General features: G+C 73.5%; 17 protein-coding genes. 3 read left to right on the top strand and 14 right to left on the bottom strand.

What is annotated here, in order from left to right:
• The 3 genes from H7A69_RS12195 to aceE all read right to left on the bottom strand — a co-directional run.
• On the bottom strand, positions 1–457 hold a 457-nt coding region (locus H7A69_RS12195; protein ID WP_182047253.1), incomplete at its 3' end, for an ACP S-malonyltransferase.
• Between the two features lie 118 nt (positions 458–575).
• Entirely contained in the window at positions 576–1,805 is a 1,230-nt protein-coding gene (locus tag H7A69_RS12190) for a PucR family transcriptional regulator (RefSeq protein ID WP_259346208.1), read from the bottom strand.
• 7 nt (positions 1,806–1,812) lie between these two features.
• Entirely contained in the window at positions 1,813–4,557 is a 2,745-nt protein-coding gene (gene aceE / locus H7A69_RS12185) for a pyruvate dehydrogenase (acetyl-transferring), homodimeric type (protein WP_182047252.1), read from the bottom strand.
• Positions 4,558–4,796: 239 nt separating this feature from the next.
• On the opposite strand from aceE, the gene H7A69_RS12180 reads away from it, so the two are divergent.
• Together H7A69_RS12180 and H7A69_RS12175 are read left to right on the top strand one after the other, a co-directional pair.
• Complete coding sequence (locus tag H7A69_RS12180) at positions 4,797–5,285, top strand: peroxiredoxin (protein WP_069711086.1); 489 nt, start codon at positions 4,797–4,799, stop codon at positions 5,283–5,285.
• A gap of 77 nt (positions 5,286–5,362) precedes the next feature.
• Complete coding sequence (locus tag H7A69_RS12175; protein WP_182047251.1) at positions 5,363–6,295, top strand: alpha/beta fold hydrolase; 933 nt, start codon at positions 5,363–5,365, stop codon at positions 6,293–6,295.
• Positions 6,296–6,380: 85 nt separating this feature from the next.
• On the opposite strand, the gene H7A69_RS12170 is transcribed toward H7A69_RS12175, so the two are convergent.
• From H7A69_RS12170 to H7A69_RS12135, 8 genes are all read right to left on the bottom strand, one after another.
• A complete protein-coding gene (locus H7A69_RS12170) occupies positions 6,381–7,961 on the bottom strand; it encodes an alpha/beta hydrolase (RefSeq protein ID WP_182047250.1) in 1,581 nt (526 codons plus the stop codon).
• Complete coding sequence (locus H7A69_RS12165) at positions 7,958–8,920, bottom strand: amino acid--[acyl-carrier-protein] ligase (RefSeq protein WP_220456243.1); 963 nt, start codon at positions 8,918–8,920, stop codon at positions 7,958–7,960. Before H7A69_RS12165 ends, H7A69_RS12170 begins: the two co-directional genes overlap by 4 nt.
• On the bottom strand, positions 8,917–10,188 hold the full coding sequence (locus H7A69_RS12160) for an acyl-CoA dehydrogenase family protein (RefSeq protein ID WP_220456242.1): 1,272 nt from the start codon (positions 10,186–10,188) through the stop codon (positions 8,917–8,919). The genes H7A69_RS12165 and H7A69_RS12160 overlap by 4 nt, the downstream gene beginning before the upstream one ends.
• Positions 10,185–10,472, bottom strand: coding sequence for an acyl carrier protein (locus H7A69_RS12155; RefSeq protein WP_220456241.1), 288 nt, complete (start codon positions 10,470–10,472; stop codon positions 10,185–10,187). Before H7A69_RS12155 ends, H7A69_RS12160 begins: the two co-directional genes overlap by 4 nt.
• Positions 10,473–10,563: 91 nt before the next feature.
• Entirely contained in the window at positions 10,564–10,941 is a 378-nt protein-coding gene (locus tag H7A69_RS12150) for a holo-ACP synthase (protein ID WP_182047249.1), read from the bottom strand.
• 50 nt (positions 10,942–10,991) lie between these two features.
• On the bottom strand, positions 10,992–11,585 hold the full coding sequence (locus tag H7A69_RS12145) for a hypothetical protein (protein ID WP_182047248.1): 594 nt from the start codon (positions 11,583–11,585) through the stop codon (positions 10,992–10,994).
• Positions 11,582–12,592: an aldo/keto reductase gene (locus H7A69_RS12140; RefSeq protein WP_182047247.1), complete on the bottom strand. Its 1,011-nt coding sequence runs from the start codon at positions 12,590–12,592 to the stop codon at positions 11,582–11,584. The genes H7A69_RS12145 and H7A69_RS12140 overlap by 4 nt, the downstream gene beginning before the upstream one ends.
• A 57-nt stretch (positions 12,593–12,649) precedes the next feature.
• On the bottom strand, positions 12,650–13,222 hold the full coding sequence (locus H7A69_RS12135; RefSeq protein ID WP_182047246.1) for a hypothetical protein: 573 nt from the start codon (positions 13,220–13,222) through the stop codon (positions 12,650–12,652).
• Between the two features lie 70 nt (positions 13,223–13,292).
• Between H7A69_RS12135 and H7A69_RS12130 the strand changes: the two genes are divergently transcribed.
• Positions 13,293–15,059 carry an AMP-binding protein gene (locus H7A69_RS12130; protein ID WP_182047245.1) on the top strand — a complete coding sequence of 589 codons (1,767 nt, stop codon included), beginning with the start codon at positions 13,293–13,295 and terminating at the stop codon, positions 15,057–15,059.
• 65 nt (positions 15,060–15,124) lie between these two features.
• Here the strand turns inward: H7A69_RS12130 and H7A69_RS12125 are convergent, their stop codons facing one another.
• From H7A69_RS12125 to H7A69_RS12115, 3 genes are all read right to left on the bottom strand, one after another.
• Positions 15,125–15,283, bottom strand: coding sequence for a hypothetical protein (locus H7A69_RS12125; RefSeq protein WP_182047244.1), 159 nt, complete (start codon positions 15,281–15,283; stop codon positions 15,125–15,127).
• Positions 15,284–15,288: 5 nt separating this feature from the next.
• Positions 15,289–15,438: a hypothetical protein gene (locus H7A69_RS12120; protein ID WP_182047243.1), complete on the bottom strand. Its 150-nt coding sequence runs from the start codon at positions 15,436–15,438 to the stop codon at positions 15,289–15,291.
• Between the two features lie 80 nt (positions 15,439–15,518).
• A complete protein-coding gene (locus tag H7A69_RS12115) occupies positions 15,519–16,082 on the bottom strand; it encodes a MarR family winged helix-turn-helix transcriptional regulator (RefSeq protein WP_182047242.1) in 564 nt (187 codons plus the stop codon).
• Between the last annotated feature and the right edge of the window lie 72 nt (positions 16,083–16,154).

The raw sequence follows: 16,154 nt of genomic DNA, 5'->3' as shown, positions 1-16,154 counted from the left end.
CCGGCACGAGGCCGTGCTGCGCGAGGGCCTCGGCGACCGCGTCGGGGTCCCCACCGAGGACGGCGGCCATCGAGGTCGGCTCGAGCGCCGCGGCGTCGGCCATCGCGCGGCCGCGGGCGGCGACGAGCGACACGGCGTCGGTGGGCTCGAGGACGCCGGCGACGCCAGCGGCCGTGAACTCGCCGACCGAGTGGCCGGCGACACCGCCGACGAGGGCGCGGCGACCGTCGGCGAGCAGGGCGTCCGCGGTCACGAGGCCGGCGGCGACGATGAGCGGCTGCGCGAGCGCCGTGTCCTTGATGGTGTCGGCGTCCGACTCGGTGCCGTGGTGCGCGAGGTCGACGCCGATCGCCTCGGACCACGCTCCGACGCGGTCACGGACGGCGGAGTCCTCGAGCCAGGGGGCGAGGAAGCCGGGGGTCTGGGAGCCCTGTCCGGGCGCGACGACGACGATCACCGGTCAATCCTTCCCGTCGACACGCTCCGCACCCGTGTGGACATCCCACACAGATGCGGCGGAGTCGTTGTGCGATCCCCACCGGCGCGGATCGGCGGGGGCGGCGCGGACGGCGCGATCAGCGGCGGTTGGGCAGGCGCCGGCGTCCGGCGCTCGACTCCGACATCGCGCCGAGGATGAGCGCCGACTGCACGATCAGGGCGTCCCGTGCGTGCGTGGCGTCCCACCCGATCACGTCGGCGACCCGGCGCAGGCGGTAGCGGACCGTGTTCGGGTGCACGAAGAGCTCCCGCGCGGTCGCCTCGAGGGACCGCCCGGTGTCGAGGTAGCACCAGAGCGTCTGGAGGAGCTCCGTCGACTGGTCCTTGAGCGGCACGTAGATGCGCTGCACGAGGGCCGACCGGGCGAGCGGGTCACCGGCCAGTGCGCGTTCCGGCAGCAGGTCGTCGGCCAGCGCCGGACGGGGGGCACCGCGCCAGGCCCGCGCCACGGCGAACCCGGCGAGGGCGCCCTTCGCGCTGGTGGAGGCGTCGACGACCCCGGGGACCTCGTTGCCGAGCACCAGGTGGCCCTCGCCGAAGGACGGTTCGAGGGCCTGCGCGATCGCGGTGAACGAGACGGGTTCCTCGCCCTCGGGCACGTCGTCACGCGGCGTCGCGCGCCCGATGACGACCACGAGGCGGGAGCCCTGCACGCCGACGAGCACGTCGGCGTCCATGTGCCGTGCGGTCCGTCGGATCTGGTCGACCTCGAGCTGCCGCGGGGCGTTCCCCACGAGCACCGCGACCTCGCCGTGGCCGTGCCAGCCGAGCGCGGCGATGCGGGAGGGCAGCTCGTCGTCGTACTCGCCCGACAGGATCGAGTCGACCACGAGCGCCTCGAGCCGCGCGTCCCACAGCCCGCGTGCCTCGGCGGCGCGGGCGTAGACGTCGGCCGCGGCGAAGGCGATGTCCCGCGAGTACTTGAGGATCGCCTCCTGCAGCATCTCGTCGTCCTTGGCGCGTTCCTCCACCACGGTCACGACGACCCGGATGAGCTGCAGCGTCTGCTGCAGGCTCACCGAGCGCAGGAGCTCGCGGGGTGCCGAGCCGAAGACGTCGGCGGCCGCGATCCACGGGGTGGAGGCGCTGCCCTCGAGCCACGAGATGAACGAGGTGATGCCCGCCTGGGCGACGAGCCCGACGGCGGAGCGACGCCCCGGCGGCATCTCGCTGTACCAGGGCAGGGTGTCCTCGAGCCGCTTGATGGTGGCGGTCGAGAGTTCGCCCGACACCTGCCGGAGCCAGGAGAGCGCGCGTTCGCGGTCGTTCTCCCGGCCCACGGCAGGGTCGGTGCGGGGTGTGGTCACGCGCAGATCAGCTCTCGCCGCCCGCGCTGCCGGTGGTGCCGGCGTTGACGTCGTGCAGGCGGTACTTGTCGATCGCCTGCTGGACGACGGCGTGGTCGACCTTGCCCTGCTTCGCGAGCTGCTGCAGCGTCCGCACGACGACCGAGGGGCCGTCGATGTGGAAGAAGCGGCGGGCCGCCGGGCGGGTGTCCGAGAAGCCGAAGCCGTCGGCGCCGAGCGTTGCGTAGTCGGTCGGCACGAACGGGCGGATCTGCTCCTGCACGGCGTGCATGAAGTCGCTCACCGCCACGACCGGGCCCTCGGTCCCGAGCAGGCGCTCGGTGACGTACGGGGTGCGCGGCTGCTCGTTGGGCTCGAGGAACGCCTGCTGCTCCGCGTCGAGACCGTCGCGGTACAGCTCACCCCAGCTCGTGACGCTCCAGACGTCGGCGGACACGCCCCAGTCCTCGGCGAGGAGCTGCTGCGCCTCGAGGATCCACGGCACCGCGACACCGGACGCGAGCAGCTGGGCCTTCGGGCCGTCGTGTTCGCTCGGCTGGAGCAGGTACATGCCCTTGACGATGCCCTCGACGTCGACGCCCTCGGGCTCGGCCGGCTGCACGAGCGGCTCGTTGTAGACCGTGAGGTAGTACATGACGTTCGGGTCGCTGTGCGCCGGCGAGCCGTCCTCGTTCGTGCCGTACATGCGGTCGAGGCCGGACTTGACGATGTGCCCGATCTCGTAGCCGTAGGCCGGGTCGTACGCCACGACCGCCGGGTTCGTCGCCGCGAGGAGCGGCGAGTGGCCGTCGGCGTGCTGCAGGCCCTCGCCGGTCAGCGTGGTGCGGCCGGCCGTGGCGCCGATCATGAAGCCACGAGCCATCTGGTCGCCCGCCGCCCAGATGGCGTCGCCGGTGCGCTGGAAGCCGAACATCGAGTAGAAGACGTAGACCGGGATGAGCGGCTCGCCCTGCGTCGAGTACGAGGTGCCGATGGCGGTGAACGCCGCGAGGGCGCCCGCCTCGTTGATGCCGACGTGGACGATCTGGCCCTGCGGGCTCTCCTTGTACGCCAGGAGGAGCTCGCGGTCGACCGACGTGTAGTGCTGGCCGTTCGGGTTGTAGATCTTCGCGGTCGGGAAGTACGCGTCCATGCCGAACGTGCGCGCCTCGTCCGGGATGATCGGCACCACGCGGTCGCCGAAGTCCGGCGAGCGGAGCAGGTCCTTCAGCAGGCGGGCGAACGCCATCGTCGTGGCGACCTCCTGCTTGCCGGAGCCCTTCTTGACGACCTGGTACTTGGACTCGTCCGGCAGCGTGAACTGCGTGTACTTCGTCCGGCGTTCCGGCACGTACCCGCCGAGCGCGCGGCGGCGCTCGTGCATGTACTGGATCGCCTCGTCGTCGTTGCCCGGGTGGTAGTACGGCGGCGTGTAGGGGTTCTCGTCGAGCTGGGCGTCGGAGACCGGGATGCGCATCTCGTCGCGGAACTGCTTGAGGTTGTCGAGCGTGAGCTTCTTCATCTGGTGGGTCGCGTTGCGGCCCTCGAAGCTCGGACCGAGGCCGTAGCCCTTGACCGTCTTCGCGAGGATGACGGTCGGCTGGCCCTTGTGCTCGGTCGCGGCCTTGAACGCGGCGTAGACCTTGCGGTAGTCGTGGCCACCGCGCTTGAGGTTCCAGATCTGGTCGTCCGAGTAGCCCTCGACGAGCTGGAGCGCCTTCGGGTCGCGCCCGAAGAAGTTCTCGCGGACGTAGGCGCCGTTCTCGGCCTTGTACGTCTGGTAGTCGCCGTCCGGCGTGGCGTTCATCAGGTTGAGGAGCGCGCCGTCGGTGTCGCGGGCGAGCAGGTCGTCCCACTCGCGGCCCCAGACGACCTTGATGACGTTCCAGCCCGCGCCGCGGAAGAACGCCTCGAGCTCCTGGATGATCTTGCCGTTGCCGCGGACCGGGCCGTCGAGGCGCTGGAGGTTGCAGTTGATGACGAAGTTCAGGTTGTCGAGCCCGTCGTTCGCCGCGACCTGCAGCTGCCCGCGCGACTCGACCTCGTCCATCTCGCCGTCGCCGAGGAACGCCCAGACCTGCTGGTCGCCGGCGTCCTTGATCCCGCGGTTCGTCAGGTACTTGGCCTGCTGCGCCTGGTAGATCGCGTTGATCGGGCCGATGCCCATCGACACGGTCGGGAACTGCCAGAAGTGCGGCATCAGGCGCGGGTGCGGGTACGACGACAGGCCGCCGCCGGCGTGCGACTGCTCCTGGCGGAAGCCGTCGAGCTGGTCCTCGCTGAGGCGTCCCTCCATGTAGGCGCGGGCGTACATGCCGGGGGAGGCGTGGCCCTGGAAGAACACCTGGTCGCCACCGGACGGGTGGTCCTGCGCGCGGAAGAAGTGGTTGTAGCCGACCTCGTACATCGCGGCGCTCGACGCGTAGGTCGAGATGTGGCCGCCGACCGAGACACCGGGGCGCTGGGCGCGGTGCACCGTGATCGCGGCGTTCCAGCGGATCCACCGGCGGTAGCGGCGCTCGAGTTCCTCGTCGCCGGGGAACTCCGGCTCGTCCTCGGGCGCGATCGTGTTGACGTAGTCGGTCGTCGGGACCATCGGCACGCCGAGGTGCAGCTCGTTCGAGCGCTTCAGCAGGCTCTGCATGATCTCGCGCGCCCGCTGGTGGCCGTGCGTCGCGACGAGTCCGTCGAGCGACTCACGCCACTCTGCGGTCTCCTCCGGGTCCTGGTCGGTCCCTGCGGTGCTGCGCGGGTCCTGGTCGTTCACCGTCACCCTTGACCTCGTTCGTTCTCGTGGTGGTGGACATGGGGGCCACCGGTGGTCGGGTCACGACCGGTTGGGGCCCACACCACCTTAGGCCCCACGACCGACCCGCTGGCTGATGGTGCCGTGCGCCGGTGGTACTTGCGTTCGGGTGACAGCGGCGTACGATGGCCGATCGTGCACGCGTGACCCGCGGGTGTGCACGTGACACGGGCACCTCCCACGCCCGAGGAAGAAGCAACGCACCGATGGCCCTGGAGATCGGCTCCCTCGCGCCGGACTTCGAACTCCCGAACCAGTTCGGTGAGCACGTCCGCCTCAGCGACTTCCGCGGCGTCCGCCCGGTCGCCCTCGTCTTCTTCCCGCTCGCGTTCTCGTCGGGGTGCACGAACGAGCTCTGCACCCTGCAGGACAACATCGCGATGTTCCAGGACCAGCGCGTGGAGCTCATCGGCATCTCGGTCGACTCCAAGGCGACGCTGCGGTCCTTCGCCGACACCCACGGGTACGACTTCGAGCTGCTCGCCGACTTCTGGCCGCACGGCGCGGTGTCGAAGGAGTACGGCGTGTTCCTCGACAAGAAGGGCTTCGCCACCCGCGCGACCTTCGTGATCGACGTGCAGGGCCGCATCAAGGCCTCGATCATCACCGAGCCCGGCCTGCAGCGCGACGTGGCCGAGTACCGCGAGGCGCTCGACCGCCTCGCGGCGTGCACCGCGCCCGTCCCGGTCGGCTGACCGGCCCCTCCACGCCGCCGCCGGCTCCGAAGGAGCGGTGGGCGCAGCCGCGCCCGCGAGCACGGACGGGAGGCCCGGTGGACGGTACCGACACCGCACCCGTCCGGCAGACCGTCGCCACCCGTGCGTACGCACCCTGGCCGGTGATGGACGACGCCGGCAGGTGGTCGCTGACCGTGACCACGGTCGCAACGGCCGTCGGCCCGGTCGTCGTGCACCACCGCGCCGGGCCGGACCCCGTCCTCCTGCTGCACGGCGTCGCCGGCTCGTGGACCACGTGGACGCCGTTCCTCGCCGCCACCGACGGCCTCGGCGCCCGCGGGCTCGTGCTCGTCGACCTGCCGGGCTGGGGCTCGTCCCCGGCGCCTGGCACGCCGTTCACCGTCGACGACGGCGCACGTGTGCTGGTCGCCGTGCTCGACGCGCTCGGGCTCCCGAGCGTCGACGTCGTCGGCCACTCGATGGGTGCCTTCGTCGGCCTGCACCTGGCCGTCGTCGCCCCGCGGCGCGTCCGGTCCCTGGGGCTCGTCTCGGGCACCACCACCGCGACCGCCCGTGCGGCGCGGCACCCGTGGCGCGCGCTCCGGACGCTCCCGGCGTTCACGCTGCTGCGCGCCGGGCTGCTCGTGACCGGCAGCGCGGCACACGGCCTGCTCCGGGGCATCGCACGCACCGGCCTGCTGCCGCTCGTGGCGGCGCCGGTGTTCGCGCACGTGCGGCGACTCGACCGGAGCGTGCTCGCCGCCTTCGTCGACGAGTTCCGCCCCGCGCTGTTCACCGCCGCCGCCCGGGCCGCCGCCGGCTACGACGTCGACCGCTGGCGGAGCGTCCGGTGTCCCGTCGCGGCCGTCCTGGGGCGCGACGACGTGTTCGCCCGGACGTCCGACCTCGACGACCTGCGACGGCTGCTGCCCGGCGTGCGCAGCGCGGTGCTCGACGACTGCGGGCACTTCGCCCACGTCGAGCGACCCGTGGCCGTCGCCGCGTTCCTCACGGCGACGGCGGACTGAGCGCCGGCGACGCTGCGCCCACCGACGACGCTGCGCCCACCGACGACGCTGCGCCCACCGACGACGCCCAGCCCACGCGCGACGCTCAGCCCACCGGCACCCGTGTGGGGAAGGTCGCGGCCACCCGCGAGCGCACCTCGGACACGACGGCACGGCGCATCGCGGGGGAGAACAGCGCGTGGTCACCGTCCGGCACCTCGACGACGGAGACCCGCACGCCCCAGCGTCGGACGGCGCGGCGACCGCCGTAGCGCTCGAACCGCTCGATGTCCTCGGGGGCGGCGACGACGACCACGTCGGTGCCGTGCTCGACGATCGGGGCCAGGTGCCCGACGACACCGCCGAGCGAGCCCCGACGGGCGATCGCATCACGGACCCGGGCGGGCACGAGACGGTTGTACGGACCGCGGAGCGCCCGGCGCAGCGGGGAGGCGTCCGCCACCGCCTGCGCGGACTCCGCGTACGAGCCGGGCGCGGCTGGCGTGCGGCGGTAGTCGTTCGGGCTGATCTCGACGACGAGCCGCGGGTTGTCGTCGACCGCACGTCCGGCGATCCACGCCCCGGCGCACATGCCGACGATCGCGAGCCGTTCGGACGGGATCCGCAGCTCGGCGACGACCCTGTGCTGGTCGTCGACCCACTCCTGCGCGAACAGGAAGGTGTCCTCGTCCGCCCGGACCGCTGAGCTCTCGCCCGTGCCCCGACGGTCGACGCGCACCACGCGGGCACCGTCGCGGGCCAGGGTGCGCGCGAGGGCGACCTGGTAGTCCACGGCGCCGGTGCGGTGCTCGGCGGCACCGTTGTGCAGCAGCACCACCGGGGCGTCCTCGTCCTGCGCCGACGAGACGGTCTCGATGGCGAAGAGCCCGTTCGGGCCGATGCGGACCATCCGCTCGGAGACGCGCTCGTCGACGTCGAGGACCTCGACGAGCGCCGGCGGCACCGTCGGGGCGGCGGACACGGGTGCCCACTCGTCCAGGCGGGCGGCGATCCGGTCGACCGCGGCCTCCGGGATCCGGGCGTCGATGCTCGTGCCGTCGAGGAGCTCGGCGGTCCCCGGCACCTCGAGCACCTCGACGGCGCCGAGCGCCCGCGGGGCCGCGGCACCGGGTCGGACGACGGCGACCGTGGGACCCGTCCGCGGTGCGTAGCCGAGCGCGCCGAGGACGGCGAGCTCGGCCGGCGGGAGGTCGATGCCGACCAGGGACTCGACGCCGTCGACCACGCGGTCCGCGCCGATGGTGATCGCGGCGAGCGCCCGCTGGCCCCGCAGCCACGCGCGGCCGGACGCCGGGGCGTCCCAGACGACGAGGGCGTCCTCGTCGTCGGCCGCCGCCGCGGCGACGAGCGCGGCCGACGCGAGCCCGACGAACGCCACGCGGTCGACGCCGGAGCGACGCAGGAGCGCCGCGGCGTGCCGTGCCGACCGGACCTGCGCGTCGGGCGCGTCGTCGTCGGCGGCGTCCCCGCGTCCGGACGGGTCGTAGCGCACCGAGGCCACGCCACGGGCCTCCAGGCGGTCCGCCAGCAGGCGCAGCGTGCGGTAGGCGATCACGCCCTCCTGCCCGAGCGGCGGGCAGAGCACGACGCCGGCGCGCGCCGACCGCGGGAGCTGGACGGCGACGCGCAGCGCCGGTGCGCCGGACCAGCCGTGGTGGGTGCTCACAGCGCCAGCGCCGCACGGACGTCGGACGTCCAGCGGTCGGGGTCGGTGCCGTGGGCGGCGAAGAGGGCGATCGTGATCCGTTCGAGGCCGAAGGCGATGCAGGCGCTGTGGGCGACCGCGCCGTCCGCGGTGCGCAGGCCGAAGGAGGTGCCGAAGTGGTCCTCGTGCAGGTTCGCCGACGAGATCGCCGTCGCGTCGTGGTCCGGGCCGTACACGGGGGTGACGAACTCGAACTTGAGCGCCTGCTCGACCTGGTTGCGCGCGAGCATCTGGCCGACGCGACCGAAGAAGGGGTCGTTCGCGGGCACGACCTCGATCGCGAGCCCGAACGACTCGAGCAGGGCGCGCATGCCCGGGATCCGGCCGTCGCGGTGCGTCTTCGCCGACGCCGGGGTGCCGATGTGCACGAACTCGTGCATGTGGAACGCCTGCAGCCGCATCGGGTCGAGGGAGGGCTCGCGGCGGAAGGAGTCGCCGACGATGTCGAAGGTGCGACCCCCCTCGGGGACGGTGTCGCCGACCAGGCCGTACACGGGGTGGCAGACCGCCGGCGTGAGCATGAGGTCGGCGGGCTGCAGGAAGGTCTCCCAGCGCTCGCCGCGCTCCCGGGCCGCGAGCAGGGCGCGGTGGGTGCGGTCGTCACCGGTGAACCCGGAGATCGACGCGGCGAGGTCCGGGAAGGACGCGATGTAGTCGGTCCGCTCGAACGCGGCCAGGGGCTCGACGGGCGGGAAGCGCAGGACCTCGGCGTCGAGGTCGGCCTGGCTCCGGACGGCCGCGGCGTCGACCGCCGCGTACACGCGCTCGAAGACGCCGGTGCGGCCGTAGAGGCCGGGGGACCCGAGGTCGATGAGCACGCCGTCGGCGAGCAGGCGACCGCGGAGGTCGGCGCGCGCGGCGGCGAGGGCGGCGGCGCTGTCGCCCTCGGTGGTCGTGGTGGTGGGGTCGGTGATGGTCACAGGATCGCTCCGCTCGTGAGGGCCAGTACTGCGTCGTTCTGGAGGAGACGGTCGTTGCTCACCATGACGGCGGCACCGTGGGCGTCCCGGAGGTGACGGGCGACGCTCGCCGGGCCGCTGGCCGCGAAGCCCGCGATCCCGATGATCCGCATCGCCGTGGTCACGATGTCGACGACCTGCTCGGACGCGTTGATCTTCAGCGCGTTCGCCGCCAGGGCGTACGACGTGGACTCGAGCACCGACGGGTCGTCCGCGACCGCGTCGAACCGCTCGGCGGCGTGCCGGACGGCATCGCCGAACGTCTGCAGCTCGACGAGGAGCTCGGCGAGCCGGAGTGCGCCGGGCGGGGTCGTCCCCACCGCGGCGCGTGCCTGCCGGCGCACCGTCCTGCGCGCGCGGTCGGCGGCGTCGGCGGCGATGCCGAGCCACACCGACGCCCACAGCACGTGCGAGACCGGCAGGACGGTCTGCGCCGAGATGGTGGCGTAGTCGTCGCGGAGCACACGGTCCTCGTGGGTGTCGGCCTCGAGCACCCAGCCGTTGCTGCACGTGCCGCGGAGCCCGAGCGTGTCCCACGTGGACGTCTGCGTCAGCGTGGTCTCGGCGGGCAGGCAGATCACGAGCCGCTGGTCGGAGGGGGCCGCGTCGGGGTCGCGCCGGGCGGTGACGAACACGGCGTCCGCCTCGGTCGCGTACGAGATCACCGGCGCGTCCTTGCGCAGGTGGATCCGCCCGGAGGACGACACCTCGACCGCGCAGGTGCTGCGGCGCGCGTCGCCGCCGATGCCCTTCTCCGTGGTGGAGGACGCCACGAGGGCACCGCCGCGGACGGCCTCGACCATCTCGGAGACACCGAGCCCGACCCCGCCGTGCCGCCAGAGCGCCATGGCCTGGCCGTGGTGCATCGCGAACACCATGCCGGTGGCTGCGCAGGCGCGACCGAGGGTGGTGGCGATCGCGGAGAGCTCGGCGAGCGTGGCACCGGCACCGCCGAGGGCCACCGGCACCGCTGCGGCGAGGAGGCCGTGCTCCCGCATCGCGGCGATGGCCTCGCGCGGGGGACGGGCGTCGCGGTCGACCTCCTCGGCGAACCGGGCGGCGACCTCGGCGACCAGGGCGGCGGGCGCGGCGAAGCGGTCGGCGCTCGCCGTGGTGTCGTCGGCGACCGTGGCGGGGCCGTGTCCGGATCCGGTCGCGTGTGCGGCTCCGGCTCCGGCTCGGGGGAGGGGTCGGGCGTCCGCCTCGTCGGTGGTGACCGGGGCGGTCACGCGGCGGCCTCGGCGGCAGCCGTGATGGACTCGATCGTGGCGAAGGTCGAGCGGTGCAGCGCGGACTCGGGGAACTCGACGTCGAGCTCGTCCTCGACCGCGAGCATCACGGTGACGGACGCGTGCGAGGTCAGGCCGAGGGCGTAGAGGTCGGCGATGGCTGCCACGGTGGACGCGTCGACGCTGAGGCGTCCGTGGGCGGCGAGGGCACGGCGGACCGCCTGCTCGGCGATCGGGGCGGCGAGTGCGACGGCGGTCGCTGCGGAGGTCGGTTCGTGGTGCATGTGGGCAACCATAAGGAGCGCGGCGGCCCGGAAAACCGCCGTGCGGGTGCGCGAACCCGCACGCGGGCCGCAAGAACCGTCGCGGCGGCGTTCAGCGCTCGGACATGGCCACGGCGGTGGCGATCGCCAGCCCCCGTTCGTGGGACAACGACACCGCGACAGGACCGCAACCGATCGCCGCGGCCAGCTCGGCGGCCCGTCCGGACAGCTCGACGAGCGGAGCGCCGGACACGTCGAGCACGACCGCGACGTCGGTCAGCGGCACCGCCTGGTCGCGCCCGGGACGCAGGAGCTTGAGCACGGCCTCCTTGCCGGCGAAGCGCGCGGCGAGCCGCTCGGGGTCGTCCCCGACGTCGGCGCGCTCCCGCGGGGTGAACACGCGGGACAGGTACCGCTCGCCGTGGGCGGCGACGGCCGCGACGACGTCGTCGACCGCCGCGAGGTCCGTGCCGGTCCGGATCGTCGTCATGCAGGCAGCGTACGGGGAGGCGGGGACGCCGTTCAGCGGTACTGAGTCCGTCAGCGGTACTGCGGCGGCCAGTCGAACGGGGCCGGCCGGTGCGCGACCTCGCCGACCGTCGTCACCGCGAGCACGACCTGCCGGCGGTCCGTCAGCTCGATCGACCGCGGGTTGCCGAGGTACCGGTGGCCGTCCACCCACACGGTCAGCTCGCCCCGCAGCCCACCGACGTGGCCGGCGCCGAGCGAGACGTCCCACTCGTCGAAGAACTGCCCGAGGGTGAACGTCTGCCGAGTGGGCGACTCGACGTGCAGGATGCCCGAGGTGTCGTGCGTGTGCAGCTCGGCGGCGAAGTGCTCGCGTGCCGAGTGGCCGACGTCACCGGGGACCGTGACCGGGGTCGCACCGTCGAGCACCGTCAGGTGGGTGTGCACGTGCTCCGCCAGCGGCTCGCCCCAGACGTTCCGCAGCCCCGCCGCCTCGGCCCGCGTCTCGAGGTCGGTGGGCGCCGGCCAGGGAGGCGCGGTGCGGGTCGTCCCCGTCGCGGGCGCCGTGCAGAGGGCGAGCAGGACGACCGCCACCGCCGCGACGAGCGTCACGACGACACCGCGTGGTGCCGTCGTGCGCGCGCTGCGCGGCGGTCGGGCGCTCACCACTTGTCGTGCACCGTGGCCCGGAACCACCGGTCGTAGAGCTCGTGCACGGTGGCGTCGAGCGCGCCGAGGTCGAGTGGGCTGCCGTCGAGCGCACCGCCGTCGACGAGGTCGGCGGCCCCGGCGTTCGATCGGGCCTGCTCCGGGTTGCGGGCGCCCGGGATCGCCGCGGTCACGCCGTCCTGCGCGACGATCCACGCGAGGGCTGCCTGCGGCACCGAGACCCCCTCGGGGAGCGCAGCCGCGAAGGCCTGTGCCGCCTGCACGCCGTCCTCGAAGTCGACGCCGCTGAAGGTCTCGCCCTGGTCGAAGGCCTCGCCGTGCCGGTTGTAGTTGCGGTGGTCGCCCTCGCTGAACGTGGTGTCGGTCGTGTACTTGCCGGAGAGCAGCCCCGATGCCAGCGGGACGCGCGCGAGGATGCCGACCCCCGCCTCCCGTGCGGCCGGCAGCACGCGGTCCAGCGGCTTGAGGCGGAAGGCGTTGAGGATGACCTGCACGCTCGCGACGTGCGGGCGGGCGATCGCGGTGAGCGCCTGGTCGGCGGTCTCGACGGAGACGCCGTAGGCGGCGACCGATCCGTCGGCGACGAGCGCGTCGAGCGCGTCGTACACGGCGTCGTCCTCGAAGACCGGCGTCGGCGGGCAGTGCAGCTGGACGAGGTCGAGCGTGTCCTGCTGCAGGTTCCGCCGGGACCGGTCCACCCACTCGCGGAAGTTCGCGGCGACGTAGTTCGACGGGACCTGGTCGGCTCGGCGGCCCATCTTCGTCGTGACCGTGAGCGGGACGTCCGGGTTCGCCTGCCGCCACGCCCCGATGAGCTGCTCGCTCCGGCCGTCGCCGTACACGTCGGCGGTGTCGAAGAGCGTGGTGCCGGCCTCGACGGCGGCGTCCATCACGGCGTTCGCGTCCTGCTCGCTGACGGGGCCCCAGTCACCGCCGAACTGCCAGGTGCCGAGGCCGACGACGGACACGGTGCGGCCGGTACGGCCGAGGGTGCGACTCTGCATGGGACCGAGCGTAGTCACCGGGGTGGTGCGCTTCCCCGGCCTGTCCGTCCGCCGCCGTCAGCGGTCGACGGAGCCGGGCTCGACCGGCCCGGGTTCGACGGGGCCGGGCAGGGCGGCGCCCGCGCGCTGGAGGAGCGCCCGTGCCGCTCGGGCGCGGGGGATGACCCACGCGACCGACCAGGTCCCCATGCCGATCCAGAGCGCGGCGAGCAGCGTCGTCAGGACCGGTCCGTGCTGGTCGGCCATCGACAGCGTCATCGCGGTCCAGAGGACGCAGAGCACGACCTTGCCCCACCCCGCGCCCTCGCGGTCCGCCTGGGCCTGCAGGGCCGGGACCCACTCCTCGGCGGGGACGCCGAGCGGGACCCGCCCCTCGGCGACCCAGCGCTGCACGGCGACGGCGTGCTCGTAGCCACCCGCCGCGCGCCAGGAGCGCAGCTGTGTCCAGACGCTCACGGCGCCGCCGAGCACGGCCGCGGGGACGCCGACCCCGACGACGAGGCCCGTGGTCGTCGTGGCCCACGACGAAGCGACGAGCACGGCGAGCACGACCCCGAAGGCCGCGCCCGCGACCGCGCTGCCGAGCAGGCGCAGGCGACCCGCCTCGTCCACCACACCGACCCTGTCCACGAGGAGCGACGCTACGCGCTCCCGACGACCGCACGCTGCACGTCCGCCGTCGATCCGGCATGATCGACCGGTGCCCTCCTCGAACCCGACCCAGGTCTACCGCGCCGCCCGCGACGAGCTGCTCGCCGTCCTCGACGAGCGCGACCCGGTCCGCGCCGAGGAGGCTCGCCGCGCCTTCCGGTGGCCCGACCTCGGCGACACGTTCAACTGGGCGACGGACTGGTTCGACGTGGTCGCGCGCGGGAACGACCGCGTGGCGCTGTGGATCGTCGACGAGGACGGCGGCTCCCGGACGACCTACGCCCAGATGGCGGCGCGGTCCGACCGCCTCGCCGTGCACCTCGACCGGCTCGGGGTGCGGAAGGGCGACCACGTGCTGCTCATGCTCGGCAACCAGCTCGAGCTCTGGGAGACGATGCTCGCGGTCATGAAGCTCGGCGCCGTGATCCTGCCGACCTCGACCATGCTCGACACCGCCGACCTGCAGGACCGGATCGACCGCGGCGGCGTGGCCCACGTCGTCACGAACCACGGCGAGACGCCGAAGTTCGACGGTGTCACGGGGGCGCCGTCCCGCATCGTGGTCGGGGGCGCCGCGGACGGCTGGACGACCTACCCCGACGACCTCGGCGACCCGGCACCGGAAGGCGAGGCCCGACCGGTGGTCACCACCTCCACCGGCGACCCGTGCCTGGTCTACTTCACCTCCGGCACGACCTCGAAGCCGAAGATGGTCGTGCACTCGCAGGTCTCCTACCCCGTCGGGCACCTCAGCACGATGCACTGGCTCGGCCTCCGGCCCGGCGACGTCCACCTCGCGATCAGCTCGCCCGGCTGGGGCAAGCACGCCTGGAGCTGCTTCTTCGCTCCGTGGATCGCCGAGGCGACCGTCTTCGTGTACGACACCCCACGGTTCGACCCCGCCGGGCTGCTCGCGCAGCTCGAGGAGGCCGGCGTGGACACGTTCTGCGCGCCGCCGACCGCGTGGCGCATGATGCTGCAGGCCGACCTCGGGCCGAAGCCGCGGGCCCTGCGCGAGGTCGTGTCAGCGGGGGAGCCGCTCAACCCCGAGGTGATCGCACGCGTGCAGGCGGCGTGGGGACTGACGATCCGCGACGGCTACGGGCAGACGGAGACGACCGCGATCGTCGGCAACGTGCCCGGCGCTCCGGTGACCCCCGGGGCGATGGGTCGGCCGCTCCCCGGCGTCACCGTCACGCTGCTCGACCCGGTGACCGGACGTGCCGGCGACGAGGGCGAGGTGTGCCTCGACCTCACCGAGCGGCCGACGAACCTAATGGCCGGCTACCTCGGGGACCCCGAGCGCACCGCCGACGCCATGCGCGAGGGCTTCTTCCGCACCGGCGACGTCGCGAGCCGGGACGCCGACGGCCAGCTCACGTTCATCGGCCGCACGGACGACGTCTTCAAGTCGTCGGACTACAAGGTCTCGCCGTTCGAGGTGGAGAGCGCGCTCCTGCGGCACGACGCCGTGGCGGAGAGCGCCGTGGTCCCCGCTCCGGACGAGGCACGGCTCAACGTCGTCAAGGCGTACGTGACGCTCGCTGCCGGGTGGGAACCGACCGCGGACACCGCCCGCGCGGTGCTCGAGCACGCGCGCACCGCCCTGCCGGCGTACGCCCGCGTCCGCCGCGTCGAGTTCGGCCCCCTGCCCAAGACGATCTCCGGCAAGATCCGGCGGGTCGAGCTCCGCGAGCGCGAGGAGCAGGCGGCGACCGCCGGCACCCGGGTCGAGGGGGAGTGGCGGGACGAGCAGTTCCCCGAGCTCCGCGCCGTCGGCCGTCGGGCGACGCAGCGGAGCCCGCACACCGACTGAACGGTGGGCGGGCTCCGGATGGCGGGTGGACGGCCGGCGGTCGTCCGTCGGACGTCCGTGGTGCCTCAGGCGGCGCGGAAGAAGTCGCCGTAGGTCGGCTCGGGCGGGACGTCGCCGTGCGTGCGGTGGTGCACGAGGGCGTCGATCTCGTCGGGGTGCCGCAGGCCGCGGCGGTGCCACTCGTGCGGGTTGCGCTGGAGCTCGTGGAGGTCGCGGATGCTCATCGCGCTCAGGCCCCCAGCGTGACGACGGTCACCGCGGCGGTGGCCACGGTGACGGCGACGATCCCGAGGCTGGTCGCCACGACGGCGAGCAGGCGGCCACGCGCTGTCTCCCGGACCTCGGAGAACTGCGAGTGTGTTGCGTCGATGGTGCTCATGGCCGGCCCTTTCCCGTGACGTCGGTCGTCACCGTTCGGCGACTGGCACCAGCTTGCTCCGGTTTCTCTAGTTTGTCTAACTACTGATCTGGATGCGTACGCATCTCGGACATCGGGCGGGGTCGGTCGGCGCCGTCGGCCTCGACCGAGGGGGCGTCGGCCTCCATGACGGTGATCATCTCGGTCAGGAAGGCGCTCATCTCGGCAACGGTCTGCGGTGACAGCCGGTCCGCCGCGGCGACCATCCGGGCGTGCACGTCGGTCAGCTCGGAGCGGACCTCGTCGTCGCTGCGGACCGTGGCGACGAGCAGCGCACCGCGGCCGTCGGCGGGGTCGGCACGGCGTTCGGCGTGCCCGGAGGCCACGAGCCGCTTCACGACCGCGGTCGTGGACGCCGACGTGATGCCGAGGTGGGCCGTGAGGTCGCCGGGCCGCACCGGTCGCCCCTGCTCGCCGGCGCGCAGCAGGAAGCGCACGGCCTCCATGTCGGTCGCGTTCATCCGCATCGAGCGCCGCTTGCGTTCGCGCATGGACACCTCGGCCGCGCGGTACCGCCGCATGAGCGAGAGCAGTCCGACCCCGGCCTGCTCCTGCCGGTCGGGGTACCAGTACCCCGACGTCCCGTGCGTACCGTCCTCGGTCATCGCACACCTCCTCGTCGCGTCTAGTCCGCTTCCCGTCTGGGTCGGACCGTACCGAGTGTGCCTCGCGATCGG

The organism is Curtobacterium sp. ME26 (genome assembly GCF_903970945.1).
Taxonomy (GTDB): domain Bacteria; phylum Actinomycetota; class Actinomycetes; order Actinomycetales; family Microbacteriaceae; genus Curtobacterium; species Curtobacterium citri.
Note: the sequence above shows the minus strand (reverse complement) of the source record. Positions and strands in the feature narration are given on the sequence as shown.